The sequence below is a fragment of the Bradyrhizobium sp. PSBB068 genome, from assembly GCA_016839165.1.
Classification (GTDB): Bacteria; Pseudomonadota; Alphaproteobacteria; order Rhizobiales; family Xanthobacteraceae; genus Bradyrhizobium.
Genome location: CP069300.1, coordinates 6,610,876 through 6,631,968, shown reverse-complemented (window position 1 = coordinate 6,631,968; position 21,093 = coordinate 6,610,876). Strand labels below are relative to the sequence as shown.

General features: G+C 65.5%; 18 protein-coding genes and 1 pseudogene. 16 read left to right on the top strand and 3 right to left on the bottom strand.

Annotated features, from left to right (window positions below):
* Positions 1-697 precede the first annotated feature (697 nt).
* The 3 genes from JQ507_30775 to JQ507_30765 all read left to right on the top strand — a co-directional run bounded on the left by JQ507_30775 (position 698) and on the right by JQ507_30765 (position 3,920).
* On the top strand, positions 698-2,017 hold the full coding sequence (locus JQ507_30775; GenBank protein ID QRI69209.1) for a YadA-like family protein: 1,320 nt from the start codon (positions 698-700) through the stop codon (positions 2,015-2,017).
* 17 nt (positions 2,018-2,034) lie between these two features.
* On the top strand, positions 2,035-2,631 hold the full coding sequence (locus JQ507_30770) for a hypothetical protein (protein QRI69208.1): 597 nt from the start codon (positions 2,035-2,037) through the stop codon (positions 2,629-2,631).
* Positions 2,632-2,786: 155 nt separating this feature from the next.
* Positions 2,787-3,920: a helix-turn-helix transcriptional regulator gene (locus JQ507_30765; GenBank protein QRI69207.1), complete on the top strand. Its 1,134-nt coding sequence runs from the start codon at positions 2,787-2,789 to the stop codon at positions 3,918-3,920.
* Positions 3,921-4,066: 146 nt separating this feature from the next.
* On the opposite strand, the gene JQ507_30760 is transcribed toward JQ507_30765, so the two are convergent.
* Positions 4,067-5,089, bottom strand: coding sequence for a glutathione S-transferase family protein (locus JQ507_30760; protein QRI69206.1), 1,023 nt, complete (start codon positions 5,087-5,089; stop codon positions 4,067-4,069).
* Between the two features lie 34 nt (positions 5,090-5,123).
* Positions 5,124-5,900 (bottom strand): SDR family oxidoreductase, encoded by a 777-nt coding sequence (locus tag JQ507_30755; protein ID QRI69205.1) that lies wholly within the window; start codon positions 5,898-5,900, stop codon positions 5,124-5,126.
* A 126-nt stretch (positions 5,901-6,026) separates the two neighbouring features.
* On the opposite strand from JQ507_30755, the gene JQ507_30750 reads away from it, so the two are divergent.
* The 5 genes and pseudogenes from JQ507_30750 (at position 6,027) to JQ507_30730 (ending at position 10,908) form a co-directional block, all read left to right on the top strand.
* Positions 6,027-6,929: a LysR family transcriptional regulator gene (locus tag JQ507_30750; GenBank protein ID QRI69204.1), complete on the top strand. Its 903-nt coding sequence runs from the start codon at positions 6,027-6,029 to the stop codon at positions 6,927-6,929.
* Positions 6,930-7,119: 190 nt separating this feature from the next.
* Positions 7,120-7,695, top strand: a pseudogene (locus JQ507_30745) (sterol desaturase family protein).
* Positions 7,696-8,007: 312 nt separating this feature from the next.
* Entirely contained in the window at positions 8,008-8,385 is a 378-nt protein-coding gene (locus JQ507_30740; GenBank protein ID QRI69203.1) for a hypothetical protein, read from the top strand.
* Positions 8,386-8,822: 437 nt separating this feature from the next.
* Positions 8,823-9,896 (top strand): GNAT family N-acetyltransferase, encoded by a 1,074-nt coding sequence (locus JQ507_30735; GenBank protein ID QRI69202.1) that lies wholly within the window; start codon positions 8,823-8,825, stop codon positions 9,894-9,896.
* A gap of 13 nt (positions 9,897-9,909) precedes the next feature.
* The gene (locus tag JQ507_30730; protein ID QRI69201.1) at positions 9,910-10,908 is read left to right on the top strand and encodes a glycosyltransferase; all 999 of its coding nucleotides are present in this window, start codon (positions 9,910-9,912) and stop codon (positions 10,906-10,908) included.
* On the opposite strand, the gene JQ507_30725 is transcribed toward JQ507_30730, so the two are convergent.
* Positions 10,831-12,165 (bottom strand): lipopolysaccharide biosynthesis protein, encoded by a 1,335-nt coding sequence (locus JQ507_30725; GenBank protein ID QRI73587.1) that lies wholly within the window; start codon positions 12,163-12,165, stop codon positions 10,831-10,833. The two genes, JQ507_30730 and JQ507_30725, sit on opposite strands and share 78 nt — an antisense overlap.
* Before the next feature lie 546 nt (positions 12,166-12,711).
* Here JQ507_30725 and JQ507_30720 point away from each other — a divergent pair.
* From JQ507_30720 to JQ507_30685, 8 genes are read left to right on the top strand one after another with little or no spacing between them, the layout of a single operon-like run.
* Entirely contained in the window at positions 12,712-12,861 is a 150-nt protein-coding gene (locus JQ507_30720; protein ID QRI69200.1) for a hypothetical protein, read from the top strand.
* A gap of 45 nt (positions 12,862-12,906) precedes the next feature.
* Positions 12,907-14,337, top strand: a complete 1,431-nt coding sequence (locus tag JQ507_30715) for a GumC family protein (GenBank protein ID QRI69199.1) — start codon at positions 12,907-12,909, stop codon at positions 14,335-14,337.
* A complete protein-coding gene (locus JQ507_30710; GenBank protein QRI69198.1) occupies positions 14,334-15,659 on the top strand; it encodes an O-antigen ligase family protein in 1,326 nt (441 codons plus the stop codon). Before JQ507_30715 ends, JQ507_30710 begins: the two co-directional genes overlap by 4 nt.
* Positions 15,652-16,467, top strand: a complete 816-nt coding sequence (locus JQ507_30705) for a polysaccharide deacetylase family protein (GenBank protein ID QRI69197.1) — start codon at positions 15,652-15,654, stop codon at positions 16,465-16,467. The genes JQ507_30710 and JQ507_30705 overlap by 8 nt, the downstream gene beginning before the upstream one ends.
* Positions 16,464-17,693, top strand: coding sequence for a glycosyltransferase family 4 protein (locus tag JQ507_30700; protein QRI69196.1), 1,230 nt, complete (start codon positions 16,464-16,466; stop codon positions 17,691-17,693). Before JQ507_30705 ends, JQ507_30700 begins: the two co-directional genes overlap by 4 nt.
* The gene (locus tag JQ507_30695) at positions 17,693-18,913 is read left to right on the top strand and encodes a glycosyltransferase family 4 protein (protein ID QRI69195.1); all 1,221 of its coding nucleotides are present in this window, start codon (positions 17,693-17,695) and stop codon (positions 18,911-18,913) included. The genes JQ507_30700 and JQ507_30695 overlap by 1 nt, the downstream gene beginning before the upstream one ends.
* A complete protein-coding gene (locus JQ507_30690; protein QRI69194.1) occupies positions 18,910-19,800 on the top strand; it encodes a hypothetical protein in 891 nt (296 codons plus the stop codon). The genes JQ507_30695 and JQ507_30690 overlap by 4 nt, the downstream gene beginning before the upstream one ends.
* Before the next feature lie 20 nt (positions 19,801-19,820).
* Positions 19,821-21,086, top strand: a complete 1,266-nt coding sequence (locus JQ507_30685; GenBank protein QRI69193.1) for a cellulase family glycosylhydrolase — start codon at positions 19,821-19,823, stop codon at positions 21,084-21,086.
* Positions 21,087-21,093 lie beyond the last annotated feature (7 nt).

Genomic DNA, 21,093 nt, shown 5'->3' with positions numbered 1-21,093 from the left:
ATAAGACTCCGGCGTCGCGAATTCAACCGATCAGCATGCCGTCCGGCCCGGTCGCGCATTGCCATCGCCGACGAGTTCCAGATCGGACTGAAGGGGTCGGAATGGCAGTTGGCGAATCATGCTGATATCTCAATGGCATAAGAGATCAGCGCCGTGCCATTCTTCCGGCCGGCGACCCGGCGGTGCCAGTTTGGCATTCAAGCTCGATCGCATCCGTAGAACTTGCTCGCCGTATCCGGCGTTGCGTTCCTTGAGGTGCGATTGTCGGCCTGATGGCAAGGCCCGATGGCCGGGTGCAGAAACTTCAGGATGCAACCCGAAGCAATTCGGCAACACTTGGCGGGAAAACTCCGGCGCTCGACGACGTTGAAGACGAGTTCAACCGAACGGTTGATGTCGGGCCTGCGGCCGTGTCCCACATTCGCGGTCGCGACGTCCGGTCAACCCGTCAGGACCGGCCGGAGTTCTGGAGTTGAGAGCGCAAATGCCTCATGCGATCACTGAATCGATGTTTCGTTTGATCAAAGCGCCTGTTGGCGCCGCCGCGCTCGCGACGTTCGTTTCGCTGTTTGCGCCGTTGCCAGCAGCTGCGCAAACCGTTTGCGGCGCGGCCGGGACAGGTGCCCCGCTCGGCACCGCAACTGGGAATTTTGCGTTCGTTTGCGGCCCCGTGAGCCAAGCGAGCGGTGATGGCAGCGTGGCGATCGGTGTCAACACCACGGCGAGCGGGCAAAACAGCATGGCGATCGGCCTGGGCGCCGGGGCAAGCGGTATCGACAGCACGGCGAGCGGCGTCGGCAGCAAGGCGCGTGGAAACTACAGCACGACGAGCGGTGCCAACAGCAGCGCAGCGGGCGCTGGGAGCACCGCGTTGGGAGGCGGCGAGTTTACCGGGGTTGGTGGTACCAACTTTGCTGCTACCGCTTCCGGGAGTTACAGCGTCGCGATCGGAGGTGGCGGCGACGGAAGCGCGGGTACGGGCGCACGGTCCACCGGCGACAAGTCAGTTGCAATAGGCCTCAACAGCGCCGCAGCGGGGGTGTCCTCGACGGCCATCGGAAGCGGCGCCAGCGCCAGCACCACAAATGCCGTCGCGCTGGGCAATACGGTGACGGCGACCGGCGCCAATGCCTTCGCGGCCGGCAACAATGCCCACGCCACCGGGGCGAGCGCCGTCGCGATCGGCGATGGCGCGACCGCCGGTACCGGCGCGAATGCCATTGCCATCGGTACCGGCGCGGTCGCGACCGGATCGATAGCCATCGGCGCCAGCTCGGCGGCGGCGCTCGGCAACACGGCCGTGGGCGATGGGGCGAAGGCAAGTGCCGCTGCAGGCAGCTCCGCATTCGGCAATGGTGCGATAGCCTCGGCATCCAACGCGACTGCCACGGGCGCCGGCAGCAGCGCGACCGATGCAGGCGCGACGGCCTATGGGCAGGGCAGCACTGCGTCCGCGGCGAGCGCTACCGCCATCGGTTCCGGCGCCACCGCAGGATTTGCGAACTCCACCGCGGTCGGCGCGGGCGCGACGACGACGGCGGCCAACCAGGTCGCGATCGGCACCGCAGGCAACACTTATCGCCTGGCCGGCGTCACCTCCGCGGCAAGCCTGGCGGCCCAGAGCGGGCCGGTGTCCTTCGTCACGTCGGACGCCGCCGGAAACCTGGCGACCTCGAGCTTCAATCCATCGAACCTCACCTCATTGCAGTCACAGTTCACCTCGCTGCAATCACAGGTGACCTCGCTGCAATCGCAGGTGATGGACAACCGTTTCGAGGCGCGCAGCGGCACCGCGGTTGCGCTCGCTGCCGGATCGATGCCGGCGCTGCAACCGGGCCGCAAATTCGCGCTGTCGGCCGGTTACGGCAATTTCGAAGGTGCCAACGCCTTTGCAATCGGCGCAACCGCGCTGCTCTATGACAGCAAGAACTATGCGATCGTCGCCAATGCCGGCGGCGGCATCGGGCTCGAGCGCAATGTCGCTGGCGGGCGTGGCGCCGTGTCGATCCAGTGGTAGGCTTGAGCGGCATTGCCATGACGCTGCGTTGGGTCAGTGCCGGCGTTGGGCTCCTGATACTGGGCGCGGTCGCGACGTTCGCGCAGCAGCCGTCGCCGCAGCCGCACCCGCCCCCGTCACAACCTTCGGCGCAGCAGCAGGCGGCCAAGCCCGCCAACATCGACCGCAACGGCGTGCTGATGCTGATCCGCTCGACGCTCCTTGCGCTCGATCATGCCAACAAGAGCGGGAATTACACCGTGCTGCGCGACCTCGGCGCCTCCGGTTTCCAGGTCAACACCGCGGCCAAGCTCGCGGAGATTTTCGCCAAGCAGCGCGCCGATAAGCTCGATCTCTCCGGCGTCGCCGTGATCGAGCCGCAGCTCTCGTTATTGCCGCAGATCGAGCCGAATGGCCTGTTGCACATGGCCGGGTTTTTCCCGTCGGTGCCGTCGCAGGTGAATTTTGAATTATTGTTCGCGCCGGTGGACGGACAATGGCGCGTGTTCGGCGTCTCGCTGTCGGTCGGCCAGTCAGCGCCCGTGGCGCCCGCCGCGCCGGAAGCTTCGTCGGGAAAGGCCGTCGTTTCGCAGAGGCAGACGGCGCCTGCCAAGCCGAACACACCAGCGAAATAGCCGCAGACGGGTCTTGGCATGCTGTTCCGTGGGGCAACGCCGTCCCAATATTCGTGTACGCAACGTTTGCCGTCGTGATGGTGCGTGTTGTAGAGGTAGAGTCCCACTGAGGCGCCAATGCCCCACGAATTGCTCGCCACGATGAAGAGTTGGCCGTGACGTCTGAATCAGCCTTGCTTTCAGAGCTGATCGGCGTCGTTTATGATGCCGCGCTCGATCCTCCCCTCTGGCCACGTGCCATCGAGAAAGTGTGTCGGTTCGTCGGTGGCTCCTCGGCAAATCTGTTCTGGCACGATGCCGCAACCGAGCAGTCCGCGCAGCTGCATCTGTTCAACAACGATCCTCACTACACCAAGCTTTACTTCGAGAAATATTTCTCCCTGAATCCATGTTTTCCTGCGGCTACCTTCTATGATGCCGGTCAGGTCTACGGGTCCACCGATCTCGTTCCGTTCGAAGAAATGCTGGAGACGGTGTTCTACGAGGAGTGGATGAAGCCGCAGGGCGTCATCGATTCGGTCGCCGCCAATCTGGAAAAGAGCGCGACCAGTTCATCCATCATTGCCATTCAGATGCATGAAGCGGACGGCCTCGCCGATGCGGAGAATCGTCGGCGCCTTGCGCTGATCGTGCCGCATTTGCAGCGTGCGGTCTCGATCGGACGGCTGTTCGACCAGAACAGGACCGCGCAGGCGGTCCTGTTAGAGACGCTCGACAACGTCACGGCCGGCGTTTTCCTGGTCGGCGCGAACGGGCGCCTGGTCTTCGCCAACGGTCCCGGACGCGCTCTGCTCAACGATGGCGCGCTGCTCACCGAGAGGATGGGCGCATTGACGGCGGTCTCGCCGCAGGCGCAGCGCGCGTTGCGCGAGGCGCTTGCTGCAGCCGAGAACGGCAATGCCGCAGCCGGCAACCCCGGTCCGATTCCGCTCCTGACTTCGCTGCGGGGCGGCTCCTTTGCCTACGTGTTACCGCTGACCACGGGCGACCGGCAGCGGACCGGCGCGCTGCACTCGGCGGTCGCCGCCGTCTTCGTCCGCAAGACATCGCCGGCGAATCCACCGCCGCTCGAGGCGCTCGCCAAGCTCTACAAGCTCACGGCGAGTGAAGTCCGGATTGTCGATGCGGTCATGAAGGTCGATGGCGTGCGGGCGCTGGCCGAGACGCTCGGGCTGACGCAGGCAACGGTCAAGACCCACCTTCATAACGTGTTTCGAAAGACCGACACCGCAGGCCAGACGGAGCTCGTGAAGCTGATTGCCGGATTCGCGCCGTCCGAGCAGGAATGAAATTCGGCTTCGGAGCCGCAGTTCTCTCGGATCGTCCGTCCTCCAACGAAGTGGTGTTGGGGTTCTGCTGTTCGTCGCGGTCGCGATCTCTGGTGTTCAACCGGGTATCTGCTTCAACCTCGCATCCGTGCTCGCGGATTCTCGATCTATCCCACGTGCCGAAGCCCATGCGCTCGCGGAAGATTCGCGGCGGCCGGCTGCGTGCGTCCGTGCGCTGCGGTGAAGTCGAGGACGGGACCGAGCGGAACGATCCCGGTCGGATTGATCGAGCGATGGCTCTCGTAATAGTGCCGCCGGATATGCTCGAAATCCACCGTCGCGGCGACGCCGGGCCACTGATAGATGTCGCGCGTATAGGCGAACAGATTTGGATAATCGACCAGCCGCCGGATGTTGCACTTGAAGTGCCCGACATAGACCGCGTCGAAGCGGATCAGTGTCGTGAACAGGCGGATGTCGGCTTCGGTCAGGCTGTCGCCTAGCAGGAAACGCCGGTCGGCAAGCCGTTGCTCGAGCCAGTCCAACGTGTCGAACAGCGGCACGACGGCTTCCTCATAGGCTTGCTGCGTGGTGGCGAAGCCTGCCTTGTAAACGCCGTTGTTGACGGTGTGGTAGACGCGCGTGTTGACCGCGTCGATCTCTTCGCGGAGCGCGGCCGGATAGTAGTCGCCGGGCTTGGCGCCGATTCCATCGAAGGCCGAATTCAGCATCCGGATGATCTCGGACGATTCGTTGCTGACGATGCTGCCGGTGTGCTTGTCCCATAGTACGGGAACGGTGACGCGACCGCTGTAGTATGGATCCGCTGCGGTATAGATTTGATGCAGGAACCGGGCGTGGTAGACGGTGTCCGGGACCACGCCCGGGCCGTCGGCGAAGGTCCAGCCGTGCTCGAGCATTAGCCAGTGCACCACCGATACAGAGATCTGGTCCTCGAGCCCCTTCAGCGCGCGCATGATCAGTGTGCGGTGGGCCCAGGGGCAGGCGAGGCTGACATAAAGATGATAGCGGCCGGCCTTTGCCTTGTAGCCGCCGATTCCGGTCGGGCCGGCGCTGCCGTCGGCCGTGATCCAGTTGCGGAAGGAGCTGTCCTTGCGAATGAAGCGACCACCGCTTGGCTTTGTCGCATACCAGGCGTCTTGCCATTTCCCGTCGACCAGCAATCCCATGTCAGCCTCCTTGAACGATGGTTGGTCGGTCGCCTCAGGTGCGGGTGATCGAGAGGCCGCCGTCGACCAGCAACGCGGTCCCGGTGACGAAGCTGGAATCTTCCGACGCCAAATAAAGCACCGAGCGCGCGACTTCCTCGGGGCGACCCACGCGCTTGAGCGCGTGCAGGTTGGTGACGAACGCCGCCTTGTCAGGGGTGTCGTTCATCTCGCGATACATCTCGGTCTCGATTGCGCCGGGCAGCACCGCGTTGACCCTGACGTTCTGTGGGCCAAACTCGGACGCAAGCGTCTGGGTCAAGCCGATCAGGCCGGACTTGCTTGCGGCATAGGCGGCAACGCCGGGGAATGACGAGCTGTAACCGACGAAGGTCGAGGTGAAGATCACCGATCCGCCGCCATGCTTGGTCATCTCGGCGATCTGGTGCTTGGCGCCCAGGAACGAGCCGGTGAGGTTGATCGCGACGGCATCGTTCCAGCCGGCTTCGGAGACGCCGGTCGAGGCACCGCCCTCGCCGAGGGTGCCGGCATTGTTGAAGGCAATGTCTAATCGGCCGAATGCCTTGACCGCCAGGGCGACGAGGGCCTTGGCATAATCTTCCGAGCGCACGTCGCCGGCGAGCGAGACCGCTGTCCCGCCGCTGGCCTTGATCTCGTCGACCAGGCTCGCCAGTTCGCTTTCCCGCCGCGCGCCGACCACCACCTTCGCGCCTTCGGCCGCGAACAGCTTGGCCGTGACCCGGCCGATGCCCGAGCTCGCGCCGGTCACGATTGCAACCTTGTCTGAAAGACGTCCCGTACCCTGTGCCATGTCCGTTCTCCGGTTCGGCCGCGCCAATCGCGGCGTGATGGGAACCTGATTAGTCACTTACAGAACTGGAAAGAAGGTGCAGAAGATGGTTGTATCATTCATCTTTTATGAATGATCGAGGATGCCATGGACCGTCTGCGTGCCTTCGAGGTGTTTGCCACCGTGGTCGGCCAAGGCTCCTTCACCCGCGCGGCGGACAAACTGGAGACCTCGCCGGCCAATGTGACCCGCTACGTCAACGAGCTGGAGGAGATGCTCGGGGCGCGCCTGCTCAACCGGACCTCGCGGCGCCTGTCGCTGACCGAGACCGGCAAGACGCTGTATGACCGCGCGCTCTCGATCCTGGAGGAGGTGGCGGAGGCGGAGGCGATCGCGTCGTCCACTGCAATGCAGCCGCGCGGGCGTCTGCGGATCAACGCGCCGCTGAGCTTCGGCATTCTTCACCTCGCGCCGCTATGGCCACGCTTCATGGCGCGCTATCCGGACATCGAACTCGACATCAGCCTGGTCGATCGGCTCGTCGACCTCGTCGACGAGGGCTTCGATCTGGCTGTGCGCATCTCACGCGGAGGATCGCCGAGCCTGATCAGCCGCAAGCTCGCGGCCATCCATCATTTCGTCTGTGCGTCACCGGATTACGTCGCGCGACACGGCGCGCCGCAGACCCCGGATGACATCAAAAACCACGCCTGCATTGCCTACGCCTATTCCGCCTCGGCCGAGGAATGGCGGCTGCTCGACGGCGACGGCAAGCTTCACGCCGTGCCGGTCTCCAACATCTTCCATACCAACAACGGCGAAACGGCTTGTGCGGCAGCAGCGGCCGGATTCGGATTGATCCTGCAGCCGACATTCCTGATCGGGGAGCTGCTGCGGCAGGGCCGCCTGGTCCGCCTGCTGCCGGACTATCACACACCCGAGATCGACGTGCTGGCGGTTTACCCGAGCCGCCGCCATGTCAGCGCAAAAGTGCGGGTGATGGTGGACTTCCTGGTCGAGGCATTCCGCGGCAAGCCGCCGTGGGATTGACGGGTGATCGAACGGCGCTGCCGGCGTGGACCAAGGTGTGGTGAAGTCAGGGCTGAAGGCGAAGGAACGCCCGTAAAAACCCTGCTTGCGCCCGTCGGGGCGTTGAGAAAAAATAAGGTTTTTCAGTCTACAGGCGGCGGAATGTTTTATTCATTTTGTCCGGCCTTTTGAACCGGCGGGTTCGTTTCTCATGTCGAGTGAGATTTCAAACGCCGTTTTTTGCGCAGCGGTCCTTCTGGGGATCGTCTACGGCAGTCGCATCCTGGAGAAGACGTGGCCCATTGCGCCTGTTTCCGGCGACGAGTTTCGTGCTGATTGGCTCGCGGTCATCGTGAGCGTCGGGTTGGAGCACCTGTTCGCCCCACTTGCTGCGATTAGCGCGGGTGCGATTGCAAGCTATGTCGGACTTGGCTGGATCAAGCTGCCGACCGAAGGCTACAGGTGGTACGTCTCGTTCGCGATCGTGGTGGTGGCGCTCGACCTCTACAAATACACGTTCCATCGGCTTCAGCACGCGATCCCCTTGCTGTGGGCGATGCACTCGTTCCACCACAGCGCGAACGGCATTACGTTCATCACCGGCGCCCGACATTTCTGGTTGGAACGGGTGCTGTCCGACGCCTTTCTTCCGATCATGGCGATCCTGTTTCGGATCCCGCCGGACATGGCGATCGCCGCGGCATTCATCTTCTTCGTCCCCGATGCTTGTGCGCATCTCAACGTCCGCATCCCGCTCGGCCGCTTCGTGACATGGATCAACAATCCGCCTTGCTCCTGGGATACGCGGATGGCTGGTTCCCAAGCTCGGTCTCACATTCGTCCTGACGTGGCTGCTTTGGCGCAGCGACAATGTCTACAACATCGCGCTCGTCGTCGCCTTCTGTTCGACGCCTGTCTTGAACAACCTCGTCATCATCGCCGCAAACTGAACCGGACACGCGTTGCGCTGCCGGAACCGGCGACACGCGCGTCTCGACGCGGGCGCGCAAAGTTTCGTTGGAGCGCACAGAACCTGCCCGCCTCGTCCGGCGACAAACTCCGGAATGACGGATGATTGCGTCGTGCGGTCGGAGAGTGAATGACGTCGGACAGGTTTGTTCTCGCCTGCATCGCCGGTAGTGCCCTGATGCTGGGGGCTCTGGGTGCAACTGTGCACGCGCAGCCGCCGTCGAGCTGCAAGGAGCCGCGGGCGGGTACCAGTCGCGTCCCGATGCTGTCGCCGCCGCTTGCCAATGTGGTGACGGGCAAGGGGCGGCTGCAATTCTACTCGGCGCCCAATCTTCACTGCCCGATCAGCGGGGTGTTCGTGATTCCGAATGACGTGCTCGTCGCCTATGCGCAGACCAGTGATGGCTGGTCGTCGGTGATGTATCTCAATCCGGGGACGGGCAACGACGTCTCGGGTTGGGTGAGGTCGGCGAGACTGAAGGTAACCGGAACCATCGCGCCAAAGTAGCGGCTCACCCGGTCATGCGGATGTCACGGACCGCGGTCGGGACGCGCATTAACCTCCACAAGTTGAAATTCTTGACGGCTTGCGCCCGAAGTTGGAGGGTCGCCGCATGACGGGCGCCCGGTCGGCGCAATCGGGGTTAATGCTCTCGATTTGCTTGAGTGACAGTGAAGACCGCCCAGGCGCACCACGCGGTGAGCGATGAGGGACAGGGTCATCGGTTTTTGAAGATCATTGATACTGGCGTCCGGCGACGCCGCTGCGATTGGACACAGATCAAGTGGCTGACCATGCTGAATTCATCGTCGCATATTGCTTTCCGGCCCCGCCATCCGCATGACGCGCGGGCGCGTCCGCTAATTCCCGAGCGCTAGATGCTGCAGCGCGGGCCGCAGACGCAGGCGAATGCACAGGCCCCGCGCAGGGGCTCCGTCAGGCCGATGACTACCGACGACGTGCCGGCAGTCGCGCGCCTCTTCCTCAAGATCTTCAGGGATGCCGACAAGCCGGCGAGCCCGGACCTCGAGGCGTACCTGGCCGCCCTGAACTTCGGCTCGCCGTGCTACAGTGCGACGGCAGGCACGCAGGTCTACGAGCAGCAGGACGGACGCATCCGTAGCGCGTTGCTCACTGTCCCGATGCGCTTCATGGCCTGTGGCAATGTCGTGCCCGGACGGCTGCTTGGCGTCTTCATGACCGACGCCAACAAGGAAGCTGCCGGCGCGGCGCAGCTGATCCTTGCGCTGCGGCCCAGGCGCGCCGATTTTTCGTTTTGCGACAGCGCCTCGCCGACCAGCGCCGATCACCTGCGGGCGATCGGCGGAAAACCGATACCCGTGCAGAACCTGGAATGGGCGCGCAGCTTCCGTCCGCTGGGCGCGCTCGCCGGACGCTTCTCGCTGCGGTTCTTGCGCCGAAACGATCCGGGCTTCGCGACGCTGCTGCGCCCCCTCGACGCGCTGCTGCGCTGTCTGCGCGGCGGCGACGATGCGGACCAGGCCGCCGGCGTGAACGTGACCGAGATGCCGGTCCCGGCCTTTCTTGAGCATGCGCCGCGGCTGATCGCCCATTATGCGGTGCGGCCGTTGTGGTCGGAAGATGAACTTGGCTGGCTGGTCGCCCTGGCGGCGCAGAATACCAGGCTCGGCGCGTTCACTATCCGCGCGGTGGAAGACCGTGCCGGCACGCCGATCGGCGCATTCGTCTACTACGCCGCCCCGGGGCGGACGGCGCACGTTCTGAACATCCTGTCGCTGCCCGGCCAAGAAATCGTCGTGCTGGGTGCGATGTTCCGCCATCTGGAAAGCACCGGCCATGTCGAAGCCCGCGGCCGCGCGCAGCCCGCCTTGATGCCGGGGCTGGCGCTGCAGCGCTGGCTCGTGTTTCGGCACCGGGCGTTCGCCATGGCGCTGACGCGGATTGCCGAGGTGAACGACGCCGTCGCGCGCGGTGACATCTATCTCGGCGGGCTCGCCGGCGAGGACTGGAGCCGGCTGATGTGCGATTTCGGCTGAGGTGGATCACGCCATGGCAGTGTCGGTTATCCTCAAGGCCCTCAACGAGGAGGCGCGGATCGGCCCGGCGATCGAGAGCGTGCTGGCTGCGCTCGAAGGGATCGGCGGCGAAGTCATCGTGGCCGACGGCGGTTCGCGCGACGCGACGCTCGCCGTCGCGGCGAGATATCCCGTCCGCATCGTGCAGCTTGAACCGGCGATCGCGCCGAGTTGCGGCATCGGTCCGCAGCTCGGTTTCCAGTACAGTCGCGAACCGTTCATCTGTCTGATGGACGGCGACATGCTGCTTGATCCCGCCTTCCTGCCCGACGCGCTCGCCTGGCTCGCGGACCATCCGGGCGTCGCGGGTGTGACCGGGCATGTCGTGGAGATGAACGACACCAGTCTCGAATATGTGCGGCGCGGCCGCAGGATCTCGCCGGAGAACCGGATCGGGGAGATCGACCGCTTGAACGGCGGCGGTCTTTATCGGCGGACGGCGATCGAGCAGGTCGGATATCTGTCGGACCGCAATCTGCATGGCTACGAGGAGTTCGATCTCGGCGTGCGGCTGCGGGCGAGCGGCTGGCGGCTGCACCGTCTCGACCGCAGCTTCGTCCGGCATTTCGGCCATGCCATCAACGCCTACGCGCTGCTCGTCCGGCGCTGGAAGTCGGGCTATCTGCGCGGCATCGGCGAACTGCTGCGGGCGGCGTTCGGCAAGCCGCAGTGGAAGCAGCTGGTTCAGGAATTGCCGGAATTGAAGCTGTGGGGCGCGGTCTACCTCTGGCTGGCCGCCATGGTCGTGCTGCCGTTCCTGACGCCGCATCCCGGATCGGGGCTTGCGATCGATGCGGCCACGATCGCCGGCGTCATCGGATTGATGAGCCTGCGCCAGCGCAGCCTGACGCTTGGTCTCTATGCTGTCGTTGCGTGGTTGTTCCACGCCGCGGCGCTACCGCTCGGCTTCCTGCACGGCCGGAAGGCTCCGGCGGCTTGGATCGACAGCCGCGTCGTCCGGGACATTCCTTGACCGCGCAACAGTCGCGCCGGACTCGTCCGCATCCCGGCAACTGCGGCGCACGAGCCGCAGCAGCACCAGCCACGCGGAGACGACAAGGGATCCCTCGATCACATAGAGTGCCAGGAAGGTCCCGATCGGAGCGGCGAGCCAGGTCGCTGCAGCGATGAGTCCGCTGCCGACCAGATTGGTGCTGTTCAGGATCAGCGCGCGCACGCCTTGCCGTCCCGATGCCCCCAGCAAGTCCATCGCGACTGCCCAGGCGCCGATCAGGATCACCGTGCCGGACAGGCACCGCACGAAGAACGCAAGATCATGGTACTCGCGGCCGAACAACCGCGGCAACTCGGGCGCCAGCACGAACAGGATGAGGCAGGTCGCCGCGCCGAGGCCGAGGGCCGCGGCCAGAGCACGCTTTGCCGCGGGCAGCGCCAGATGCAGGCCGTCGCGGCTGGCGCGCGCGAAGCGCGGATAGATCAGCCGGTTGAACGCATCGATCGAGAGGTAGCTGCTGTCCATGATGCGGCGGGCGACGCCGTAGCTGCCGACGGTCTCGATCGGCGTGAACAGGCCGATCACGAACAGGTCGACGTTGGATCGGATCGCACGAACGACGAATTGGGAGCTGAACAGAACGCCGGAGCGCAATTCCTCGCGCAGGATCGCCAATCGCGGCCGGCCAAGCGGCCGGAGCCACATCAGTCCCACCAGGGCATAGAGCAGGTGTCCGCCAAACTGCCATGCCGCCCATTCCGACAGGCTCGATGCATGGAATACGAGACAGGCAAGCGCGGCCGTCGCCGTGCGCGCGATCGCAAAGCCCACGACCGAGCGATTGGCCGAGCGAACCTGGCCGAGGCTGAGGAATACGGTCTCGACGAGGAGGATCAGGCGGACCAGCACGACGTTGCCGAGGAACAGCAGCGCGATGGCCGAGACGGCGATCGAGGGACCGGAGACCATGCGCGTCCACGACGCCATCGCCGCGACGCCGCCGATCACGAGCACCGCGCCGGTGAGCCCGATCAGGAGAATGTTGTGGCCAAGCAGGTCAGGATAACTCGCCGGCTCGCGCGCGACCCTGCGCAGCAGGCAGTCGGAGGCGCCGAGGCCGCAGATCTGCACCGCGATCGCGGTCACCGCCGATATCTGGACGAACAGGCCGAATTCAGCCGGGCCCAGCGCACGCGCCAGGATCGCAAACGTCACGAGCTGCGCCAGGCTCGCCGCCGCCAGCGATCCGCTCGACAGCAGATAGCTGACGATCATCGGCGTGGCCGTCGAGAATGTCCGGCTAACGGCGGTGATATGTAGCAATGATCCACGGCCTCCGGTTGGCGGTCGATCCCCACGCGCACTCTATCAGGCTCGCATGCGCGTCGTATCGTGAGCTGCGCGCCGTTCGAAGATTGACGTTAACGCCGACGTCGCGCCTGACGCGACGCCCGCGTCCTCGAGCGCTTGCTCGTGGTCTCGAGCGGAGCGTTGCGGTCCGTCGCTCAACGAAGCCGCAAGGTCGCGCAACCGCGAGCGCGGCGAAGAAGCTGTGAGGTGCGATCCTCCCGCGCTGTGTTCGTGAACGACGCGCGATCGCCGATGCAATCAAAGGTTGATTATATGCGGCTCATCAGTTCGTCGTCGGACATCAGCTTTTATGGAGCTATCACTGCGCATGCCAATATCCAAGGAATTGATAGTAAGGTTAACGCTAACACCTAACGCTAAAGGCCACTTAAAGTTGTCTGTGCTCTTGGAGCGAGGATAGTGGGCCAAGCCGAGCGAAATGAATGCTCGGGACAGGACACGGAGGTCGTCATGGACGATTTGGCCGCTCTGAGCGTCAAGAGACCCATCACCGGGCACGTGTTGCCGGACGGCACGATCAGCGGATCGGGCTCCGTGCCGATCGCGCGGATCAAGGTCGGCATCGCTTTCGATGGCGATGCCTGGTCCAGCCCCAACTAGACCGCCCCCGCCAGGCCGGCATGCCCCCCAGTGAAGTCGACTGACATGTACACAGCAACCGACAGCAACAGGTCACGGCGAGATGATGCCGCTTACCGCGCGATGAGCGCAACGGCTTCGGCCGTGATCAGCCCGATGCAGGTCGCCGGCCTGCTGCTGCAGGGCTGGCGCTGGATTCTGGTTGCCATTCTCGCCGGCGCGATCGTCGGCGTCGGTGCAACGCAACTCGTGACGCCCCGCTTCACCGCGATCACCGATCTCACGATCTCACCGTCCAACCTGATGGTCACCCCGAACGATCTTTACGCGACGAACATCCAGAGCGACAGCCAGATCCTGGATGTCGAGAGCAAGATGCGGACGATCACCTCCGGGAATGTTCTGCGCCGCGTGATCGACAAGCTCGGCCTCAGGAACGATCCGGAATTCGCCGACAAGATGCGCCTGTTCGATCTCGGCTGGCTGTTCGATCGCCGCGCATCCGACGCGGCCGAACGCAACGATCTGATGGGCCTGCTCGCCAAGCGCATCAACGTCGTGCGACAGGAGCGGTCCTACGTCGTGACGCTGTCGGTCTGGGCGAGCGAGCCGGCGATGTCGGCTCGGCTTGCGAATTCAATTGCCACGACCTTCCGCGAAGAGGTCGTTCGGGCCGACGCCGAGCGGGCCGGACGCGTGGCCCAGGGGCTGACGGCGCGGCTCGGCGAGCTCAAGGCCGCGGCGACCGAGGCGGAAGACCGCACCGAAGCCTTCCGTCGCGCCCATGGCCTTCAGCAGGGGCAGTCCAAGCAGCCGCTGAGCACCGATGCCATGGAGCGGATGAACGGGAAGCTGACCGATGCAAAGGCGCGTCTCGCCGAGGCGGAGGCCCGCTACAACGAGGTCTCGCGCGCCGTGTCGCTCTATGGCGTGCAGGCAGGCGCCGTGCAGTCGCAGACCTTGTCCGGCTTGCTCGCCGACGAAGCAGCCCTGCGCCGGCAAATCGCGACCCTGACCCAGACCCTCGGTCCGCGTCATCCTGCCATGCTGAATGCGTTGGCCGAATCCGACGCCCTCACCAAGGCGATCAAGTCCGAGACCGAGCGGCTGCGCAGCGCCGCCCGCTTTGAGGTCGGTCAAGCCAAGGTGGCGCTCGATACGCTGACCGAGGAGACCCGTACCCTGCGCGGCAATGTGTCGGTCGATGACCAGGCCCAGGTCAAGCTGCGCGAACTCGAACGCGAGGCGAGCGCCAAGACCGCACTCTACCAGACCTTCCTGACGCGCTCCGGCGAGGCCGCCGAGCGGCAACAGATCGATGCCACCGACGTGCGCGTTATCTCGCCCGCCGTCGAGCCGATTCGCCCGACCTGGCCACCTCGTCCGATCATCGCCGCCGCCGCCGGCGCGGCGCTCGGCCTGCTGCTTTGCGCGGCCGCGCTCGCCGGCTTCGGTTATCTCGACGCGCTGCGCGTCGCCAGGAGCAGGGCGACATGATGCCGTCAGGCGAGATGCGCGAGAGTGGAGCGATCGGCGTCCTGGGACCGCCGCTGTTCGTGGCGACGCTGTTGTTCTACCTGATCACGCTGACGCCGTTCATCGACCTCTCGGCGGCCAATGCGGGCGACCCCGCCGCTGACAAGTCGAACACCATCAACCAGATCGTTTTCCTCGGCCTGACCGCCAGTCTGTGGCTGACCGCCATCAGCTCACCGGTGCGTCATCTTGCGGTGCGCCCGCGCGGCGTCCTGATCGCGACGCTGCTGTGGTTCGCCTTCGTCTCCGCCATTTCGGCACATCCGGACCTTGCGTTGAAGCGGGTCGTGCTGGCGACGCTGACGATCGTCAATGCCGGCATCTTCCTGCTGCTGCCGCGCTCGGAGCGTCAGTTCGCCGGCATGCTGTCGATGTGCTGCGTCGGGACGCTGGCGTTCGCCTATCTCGGCGTCGCGTTGTGGCCGGTGCATGCGATCCATCAGGCGAGCGAGGTCCGCGAGCCGATGAACGCCGGGCTGTGGCGCGGCCATTTCGCGCACAAGAACGTCGCGGCGGCGGCGATGGTGCTGATCAGCTTCGCCGGCCTCTATTTGTACGGCACCGGGCGCCGTGTCATGGGCGGCGCGATCACGCTGCTGGCGGTCGTGTTCCTCACCCAGACCGGCGGCAAGTCGTCCACCGCGGCGCTGCCCGGCATTCTGGTGATCGCCTGGATGTTCGAGCGCTGGCGGGCGATCCGGATGCCGATGGTGGTGCTGGGAATCGCGGCCTTCAACGTCATCACGATCGGCTGTTCGATCTCGCCGGCGATGCGGGAACTGGTCGCAGGCCTCGGGATCGACCCGACCTTCACCAATCGCATCGACATCTGGCGGGTTGGTGCGTCCGCGGTCGCGGACAGGCCGCTGACCGGCTACGGCTTCCAATTGTTCTGGCAGACCGACGAGATGGTCTACAAGGCGGGAGGCGGCGCGAGCTGGGCGGTCGGCGCCTTCAACGCCCACAACGCCTATCTCGATGCCGCGATCACGACCGGCATCCCCGGCCTGATTCTCACGCTGGCCCTGCTCGTCTGGCTGCCGCTGCGCGACGTGTCGCGCGCGGAGGCGCGCGGCAATGATCCGGCGCTGACGCGTCTGTTCACCCGGATCTGGCTCTACGGCGTGTTCTCTGCCTGCGTCGAGAGCCTGTACTTCCAGTCCGGCAGTCTCGTCTGGTTCATGCTGATCGTCTCGATCTTCGGCCTTCGCCTGCAGGCGAGCGCGCACGAGATTCGCGAGGCGGACACCGTGATGCATGTCGGGGAGACGGCGCATGCATAGTCCCGCTGTCGCGTTGCGCTCACCGGCAACCGCGTCCCGTCTGCCGGGGACGATCGATCGGCTCGCCGGCCGCCTGACCAACCGGCTGATCCGGGCGACGCCCTGGCGGTTGATTCCGATTCCGACCCGGCAACCGATCGTCTCCTTCACGTTCGACGACGTGCCGGATTCAGCACTCCGCGCCGGTGCCACGATCCTGGAAGCGCGCGATGTGCGCGGCACCTTCTACATCGCCGGCGGTCTCGAGGGGCGCGTCGAGCCGGGCCGTACCCTGATCGATGCCGCGGGCTGCAGGGAGCTTGCCGCGCGCGGTCACGAGATCGGCTGCCACACCTTTGGCCATCGGGATATCAGGCATGTCGATCGCGCGTCGCTCGCCGCGGACCTCGCGGACAATGCACGTTATCTCGATTCGGTCGATCCGCGCCCTGGCCGTCGCAACTTCGCCTATCCCTACAACTCCGGCAGCTTCGGCAAGCGGCCGATGCTGGCTCATGCGTACCGGACCTGCCGCGCAGGCGGCGAAGCGATCAACCGCGGGCCGACCGACCCGACCTTTCTCAGGGCCGTCGAGATTCGCCAGCCCGAGACGCATGTCGCCGGATTGACGCGCTGGATCGACGCGGTGGTCGAAAAGCCGGGGTGGTTGATCTTCTTCACGCACGACGTCGCGCCGGCGCCGACCCCCTTTGGCTGCACGCCCGCTGCCTTCGAGCGGCTGGTCGCGCATGCGGTCGCGAGCGGCTGCTGCGTGTTGACCGTCGATGCCGCGCTCAACCGCATGGGATTCCGGGAGGACGAGCGATGACGAGCGAGCGCCGGTTGCTGGCCATCAACAACTACTTCTACCGGCGCGGCGGCGCCGAGAGCGTCTTCCTCGACCAGATCGATCTGTTCGCGGCCGCCGGCTGGGATGTCGTGCCCTTCGCGATGGAGCATCCCGACAATCTGCCGAGCCCGTGGTCCGACTACTTCGTCTCCGAGATCGAGTATGGCCGGATCAACGGGCCGATCACCAAGGCCAGGCAGGCGGCCAAGATCATCTTCTCGCTGGAGGCACGCCGGAAGATCCGCGCCCTGATCGCCCGCGTCCAGCCGTCGGTCGCGCACGCCCACAACGTCTACCATCACATCTCGCCCTCGATCTTCGACGTCCTCAAGGCCGAAGGCGTGCCTGTGGTGATGACGGCGCACGATCTCAAGCTTGCCTGTCCAGCCTACAAGATGCTGAGCCACGGCGAGGTCTGCGAGCGTTGCCGCGGCGGACGGATCCACAACCTGCTGCTGCGGCGCTGCGTCAAGGATTCCGCCGTGGTGAGCGGGCTCGTCTTCCTCGAGACCCTGGTCCACCGCAGCTTCGGTCTCTACCGCGACACGCTGGACTGCCTGATCGCGCCGAGCCGCTTCTATCGCGACAAGCTGGTGGAATGGGGTTGGGACGCGAGCCGCATCGCCTACATCCCGAATTTCGTCGACGCGGAGCAGTTCACGCCCTGGTGTAACGAGGGCAACTACTTCGTCTATGCGGGCCGGCTCGCGCCGGAGAAGGGGCTCGGCACGTTGATACGCGCCGCGGCGCTCGCGCATCAGCGGCTGGTCCTGGTCGGCGCCGGTCCCGAAGAGGCGGCCTTGCGTCAGCTCGCATTCGAGCTCGACGCCGACATTGTCTTCGCGGGCCACATGGCCAAGCCGGAGCTGAAGCAGCTGATCGGAGAATCGCGCGCCCTGGTGCTCGCCTCTGAATGGTACGAGAACGCGCCGATCAGCGTGCTTGAGGCTTACGCGCTCGGTCGCCCGGTGATCGGGACGCGGATCGGCGGCATTCCGGAGCTCATCGTTCACAACAAGACCGGTGTACTGGTGGCGCCGGGCAATGTCGGCATGCTGGCCGAAGCCCTGGCGAGCATGGCGAAGCTGCCGCGGACGGCGCGAAACCGGCTTGGTGCCGCGGGCCGCGACTGGGTGCTGCGGGAATTCTCTCCCGAGAAATATCGCGACCGCACGATGGCGCTCTACGAGACGGTGGTGCACTGATGTACACGTTGATACCAGCCGGTGGAGCGGACCGTCCTCCGAGAAAGGTGATCTTCCTCGGGCTGCGCGGCATCCCCGAGATTCAGGGCGGGGTCGAAACCCATGTTGCCGCGCTCGCGGTCCGGATCGCGCAGCGCGGCTGGCGGGTCGAAGTGCTCGGGCGCAAGCCGTACCTTCCGTCGCCGGAGCCCTACGTCTGGAAAGACGTCACGGTGACGCCGGTCTGGGCACCGCGCTCGAAGAACGTCGAAGCGCTTTTGCACACCACCCTGGGTCTGTTCGCCGCCGCCCGACGCAATCCGGATCTCGTTCATATCCATGCGATCGGGCCGGCGCTTCTGACGCCGCTCGCCCGCCTGCTCGGCCTTCGCGTCGTGGTGACGCATCACGGTTTCGATTACGAGCGCCAGAAATGGGGATGGATGGCGAAGTCGGTGCTGCGCACCGGTGAGTGGATGGGAATGAAGTTTGCGCATGCGCGGATCGGCGTCGCGAAGGGCATCGTCGACCAGGTCCGCGCCCGGCTCGGGGTTACGGCGACCTTCATTCCGAACGGTGTGGAGCGCAGCGTTCCGAGGCTCGGCACCTCCTATCTCGACCATATCGAGGTGATCCCGAACCGCTACATCCTGTGCGTCGGCAGGATCGTCGAGGAGAAGCGGCAGCTCGATCTGATCGGCGCGTTCGCGCGGTTGGGCGATCCCGACAGGAAGCTGATCATCGTCGGTACGGCCGATCACAACGGCAGCTATCTGCACGCAGTCGAGAAGGCGGCCGCGGCGACGCCGGGCGTGGTGATGACGGGCTTCCAGTCCGGCGAGAGCCTGGCCCAGCTCTACCGCAACGCGGCGCTGTTCGTTCTGCCGTCGAGCCATGAAGGCATGCCGATGGTGCTGCTCGAGGCGCTGAGCCACGGCGTGCCTTGCCTCGCGAGCGACATCGACGCCAATCTCGCGCTCGATCTCGGGCCCGACAGCTACTTTCCGTTAGGCAACCTCGATGCGCTTGCGGCGGCGATCCGGCTCAAGCTGGCCGCACCCGACAGCGCACCGGAACGCGGCGAGCGTGCCGCGCGGGCGCTGGATTGCTTCGGTTGGGATCCGATCGTCGACCGTACCATCGAGGTCTATGAGAGCGCGCTGGCGGCCTGGAAGCCCGGACATGCGAACCGCGGCGCTGCCGAGCTCAAGAACCATCTCGGATTCGGAGGCCGACAATGACGCCGGCGCTTCGGCAACTCGAAATGACGGTGCTCGGCCTCGGTTTCCTCGGGCTGGCATGGAGCAAGGACAAGCTGCGCGGCTATGCCACGCCGAACACCGTGTCGAAATTCGATATCGAGGGCCAGATCGCCTATCTGCTCGACACCTTCGGCTCGCTCCGCCGCTTCATGCCGCCGGGGTTCGACCTGCGCGGGCGCGACGTGCTGGAGCTCAGTCCCGGCGCATCGCGCGGCAATGGCGTGCTGTTTCTCGCGATGGGGGCGCGGTCGTATCACGCGATCGACGTGTTCAACCTCGCCGGCGATGAGGATTCCATCTTCTACGACCTGCTGCTCGATCGCTTCGCCGAAGGCACCGCGACGGACCGGGAACGCGCACGCGCCGTCGCGTCCGCGTCCGGTGCCCGCGAATTCGGCTATGCGGTCGGCCGGGACTTCGACATCCCGCGCCTCGCCGGCGGCCGAACCTTCGACCTGATCGTGAGCTGCGCGGCGTTCGAGCATTATGACAGCGTTCCGGCTGCCGTTGCCGGCCTGACGCAGGTGGCGCGACCCGGCTGCGAGGCCATCCACATCATCGATCTGCAGACGCATTCGCGCTGGATTCGCGAGCACGATCCCAACAACATCTATCGCTATCCGGAGGCGATCTACCGGTTATTCCGCTTTCCCGGACAGCCGAACCGGCTGCGCCCGGCCGACTACATCGCAATCTTCGAGGCCGAGGCGTGGAGCGACGTCCGGTTCGCACCGTCGCGAACCATCGAGCCCGCGCTTCGCGACATCTCGCTCGCAGGTCTCGCCGCGCCCTTTGCGGGCCAGGACGACATGATCGTGCTCGACGGTGCGCTGACGGCGCGCCGTCAGGGCAGGGGCAGCGGTTGAACGCGATCGGGAGAAGCGCCGTGGCCAGCCGCCGTTCCATTCTCCGCAGCATCGCCGGCGTCGCGATGCTTGCCCCTTTCGCAGCGTTGCGCGCGGTGGCCGATCCCGTCAGCCCGATTCCCAGCTTCCGTCGCGGCATCGGCGTCGCGCATGCGTTCGGGTGGGCGGACGTCCAAGCCGACGGCTCCTATGTCGATCCGCCGTTTTCCGCGCCGCGCTTTCTGTTCGGTGCGGACCAGCGCCGGGCGATCCGTGCCGCGGGTTTCGATTTCGTGCGTCTGGTCGTCGATGTCGGTCCTTTCCTGGCCTTTGATGGCGCGAGCCGGGACCGACTCGACGATCTCGTCGTCACGACGGTTCGCAATCTGCTCGCCGCCGATCTCGGCGTGATCGTGGATATGCATCCGAGCGCGATGAATCCGGTCTATCAGCCGGCAGAGCTGACGGCAGGTGTGAACACGCCGAAATTCCAGGCGGTGCTGGCCTTGCTCACCCGCCTGGCCGGCCGTCTGGGCCAGGTCGCGGCGGAGCAGGGCGATGCCATTCCGCCACGGATTGCACTCGAGCTGATGAACGAGCCGGAGATATCGGCGGCAGCATGGCAGCCGATGCTGGAGACCGCTTACGCCGCCGCACGCCGCGGCTCAGCGACGCTACCGCTCGTCCTCGGCGGCGGTTCGATGAACGCTCCGGGAGGGCTCACGCAGATCAACATGAGCGCATTCGCCGGCGATCCACGCCTGATCTACACCTACCACGACTATTCGCCGTGGCAGTTCACCCATCAGGGCGTGCGCGGCAGTCCCGCCTATGCGCTGGATGCGATCGTCTATCCGGCGCCTGCATCTGTCGACGCGATGAACCAGGCGACCGACCAGCGCGTGACGGCGCTCGGGCTCGCCGGCGCCGAGCTCGATCTGGCGCAGCAGGCCAGGCAGACGCTCGCGGGTTATGTCAGCTCCCGCTTCAATCGATCGAACCTCGAGCGCACGTTTCAGCAGGTGGCGGCCTGGCGCACGGCGCAGCACCTGCCGGCGCAGGCGATCCTGCTCGGCGAGTTCGGCGTGCACAAGACGCCCTATCAAGACACCGCTCAGGGCGCGGCCGCGCGCGCGAGCTGGTTGCGGGACATGCGCGAGCTCGCCGAGACTTACGGCTTCACCTGGTCGTGCTGGACTTATCTGGCGACGGGCGGCTTCGCACTGGCCGAGAACGAGGCCGGCCCGGGCTTCGACGCGGCGACCCGCGGCGCGCTCGGACTCGCGCCGTCAGAAGCACCGGAGTGAGGCCAGG

Excerpts from the sequence above, each read along its gene's own strand:
- JQ507_30710 (QRI69198.1), top strand. The coding sequence starts at position 14,334 with ATGATGCCGTCAGGCGAGATGCGCGAGAGTGGAGCGATCGGCGTCCTG.
- JQ507_30700 (QRI69196.1), top strand. The coding sequence starts at position 16,464 with ATGACGAGCGAGCGCCGGTTGCTGGCCATCAACAACTACTTCTACCGG.
- JQ507_30690 (QRI69194.1), top strand. The coding sequence starts at position 18,910 with ATGACGCCGGCGCTTCGGCAACTCGAAATGACGGTGCTCGGCCTCGGT.
- JQ507_30760 (QRI69206.1), bottom strand. The coding sequence starts at position 5,089 with ATGGGATTGCTGGTCGACGGGAAATGGCAAGACGCCTGGTATGCGACA.
- JQ507_30695 (QRI69195.1), top strand. The coding sequence starts at position 17,693 with ATGTACACGTTGATACCAGCCGGTGGAGCGGACCGTCCTCCGAGAAAG.
- JQ507_30730 (QRI69201.1), top strand. The coding sequence starts at position 9,910 with ATGGCAGTGTCGGTTATCCTCAAGGCCCTCAACGAGGAGGCGCGGATC.
- JQ507_30750 (QRI69204.1), top strand. The coding sequence starts at position 6,027 with ATGGACCGTCTGCGTGCCTTCGAGGTGTTTGCCACCGTGGTCGGCCAA.
- JQ507_30740 (QRI69203.1), top strand. The coding sequence starts at position 8,008 with ATGACGTCGGACAGGTTTGTTCTCGCCTGCATCGCCGGTAGTGCCCTG.
- JQ507_30720 (QRI69200.1), top strand. The coding sequence starts at position 12,712 with ATGGACGATTTGGCCGCTCTGAGCGTCAAGAGACCCATCACCGGGCAC.
- JQ507_30770 (QRI69208.1), top strand. The coding sequence starts at position 2,035 with ATGACGCTGCGTTGGGTCAGTGCCGGCGTTGGGCTCCTGATACTGGGC.
- JQ507_30705 (QRI69197.1), top strand. The coding sequence starts at position 15,652 with ATGCATAGTCCCGCTGTCGCGTTGCGCTCACCGGCAACCGCGTCCCGT.
- JQ507_30715 (QRI69199.1), top strand. The coding sequence starts at position 12,907 with ATGTACACAGCAACCGACAGCAACAGGTCACGGCGAGATGATGCCGCT.
- JQ507_30755 (QRI69205.1), bottom strand. The coding sequence starts at position 5,900 with ATGGCACAGGGTACGGGACGTCTTTCAGACAAGGTTGCAATCGTGACC.
- JQ507_30735 (QRI69202.1), top strand. The coding sequence starts at position 8,823 with ATGACTACCGACGACGTGCCGGCAGTCGCGCGCCTCTTCCTCAAGATC.
- JQ507_30725 (QRI73587.1), bottom strand. The coding sequence starts at position 12,165 with ATGATCGTCAGCTATCTGCTGTCGAGCGGATCGCTGGCGGCGGCGAGC.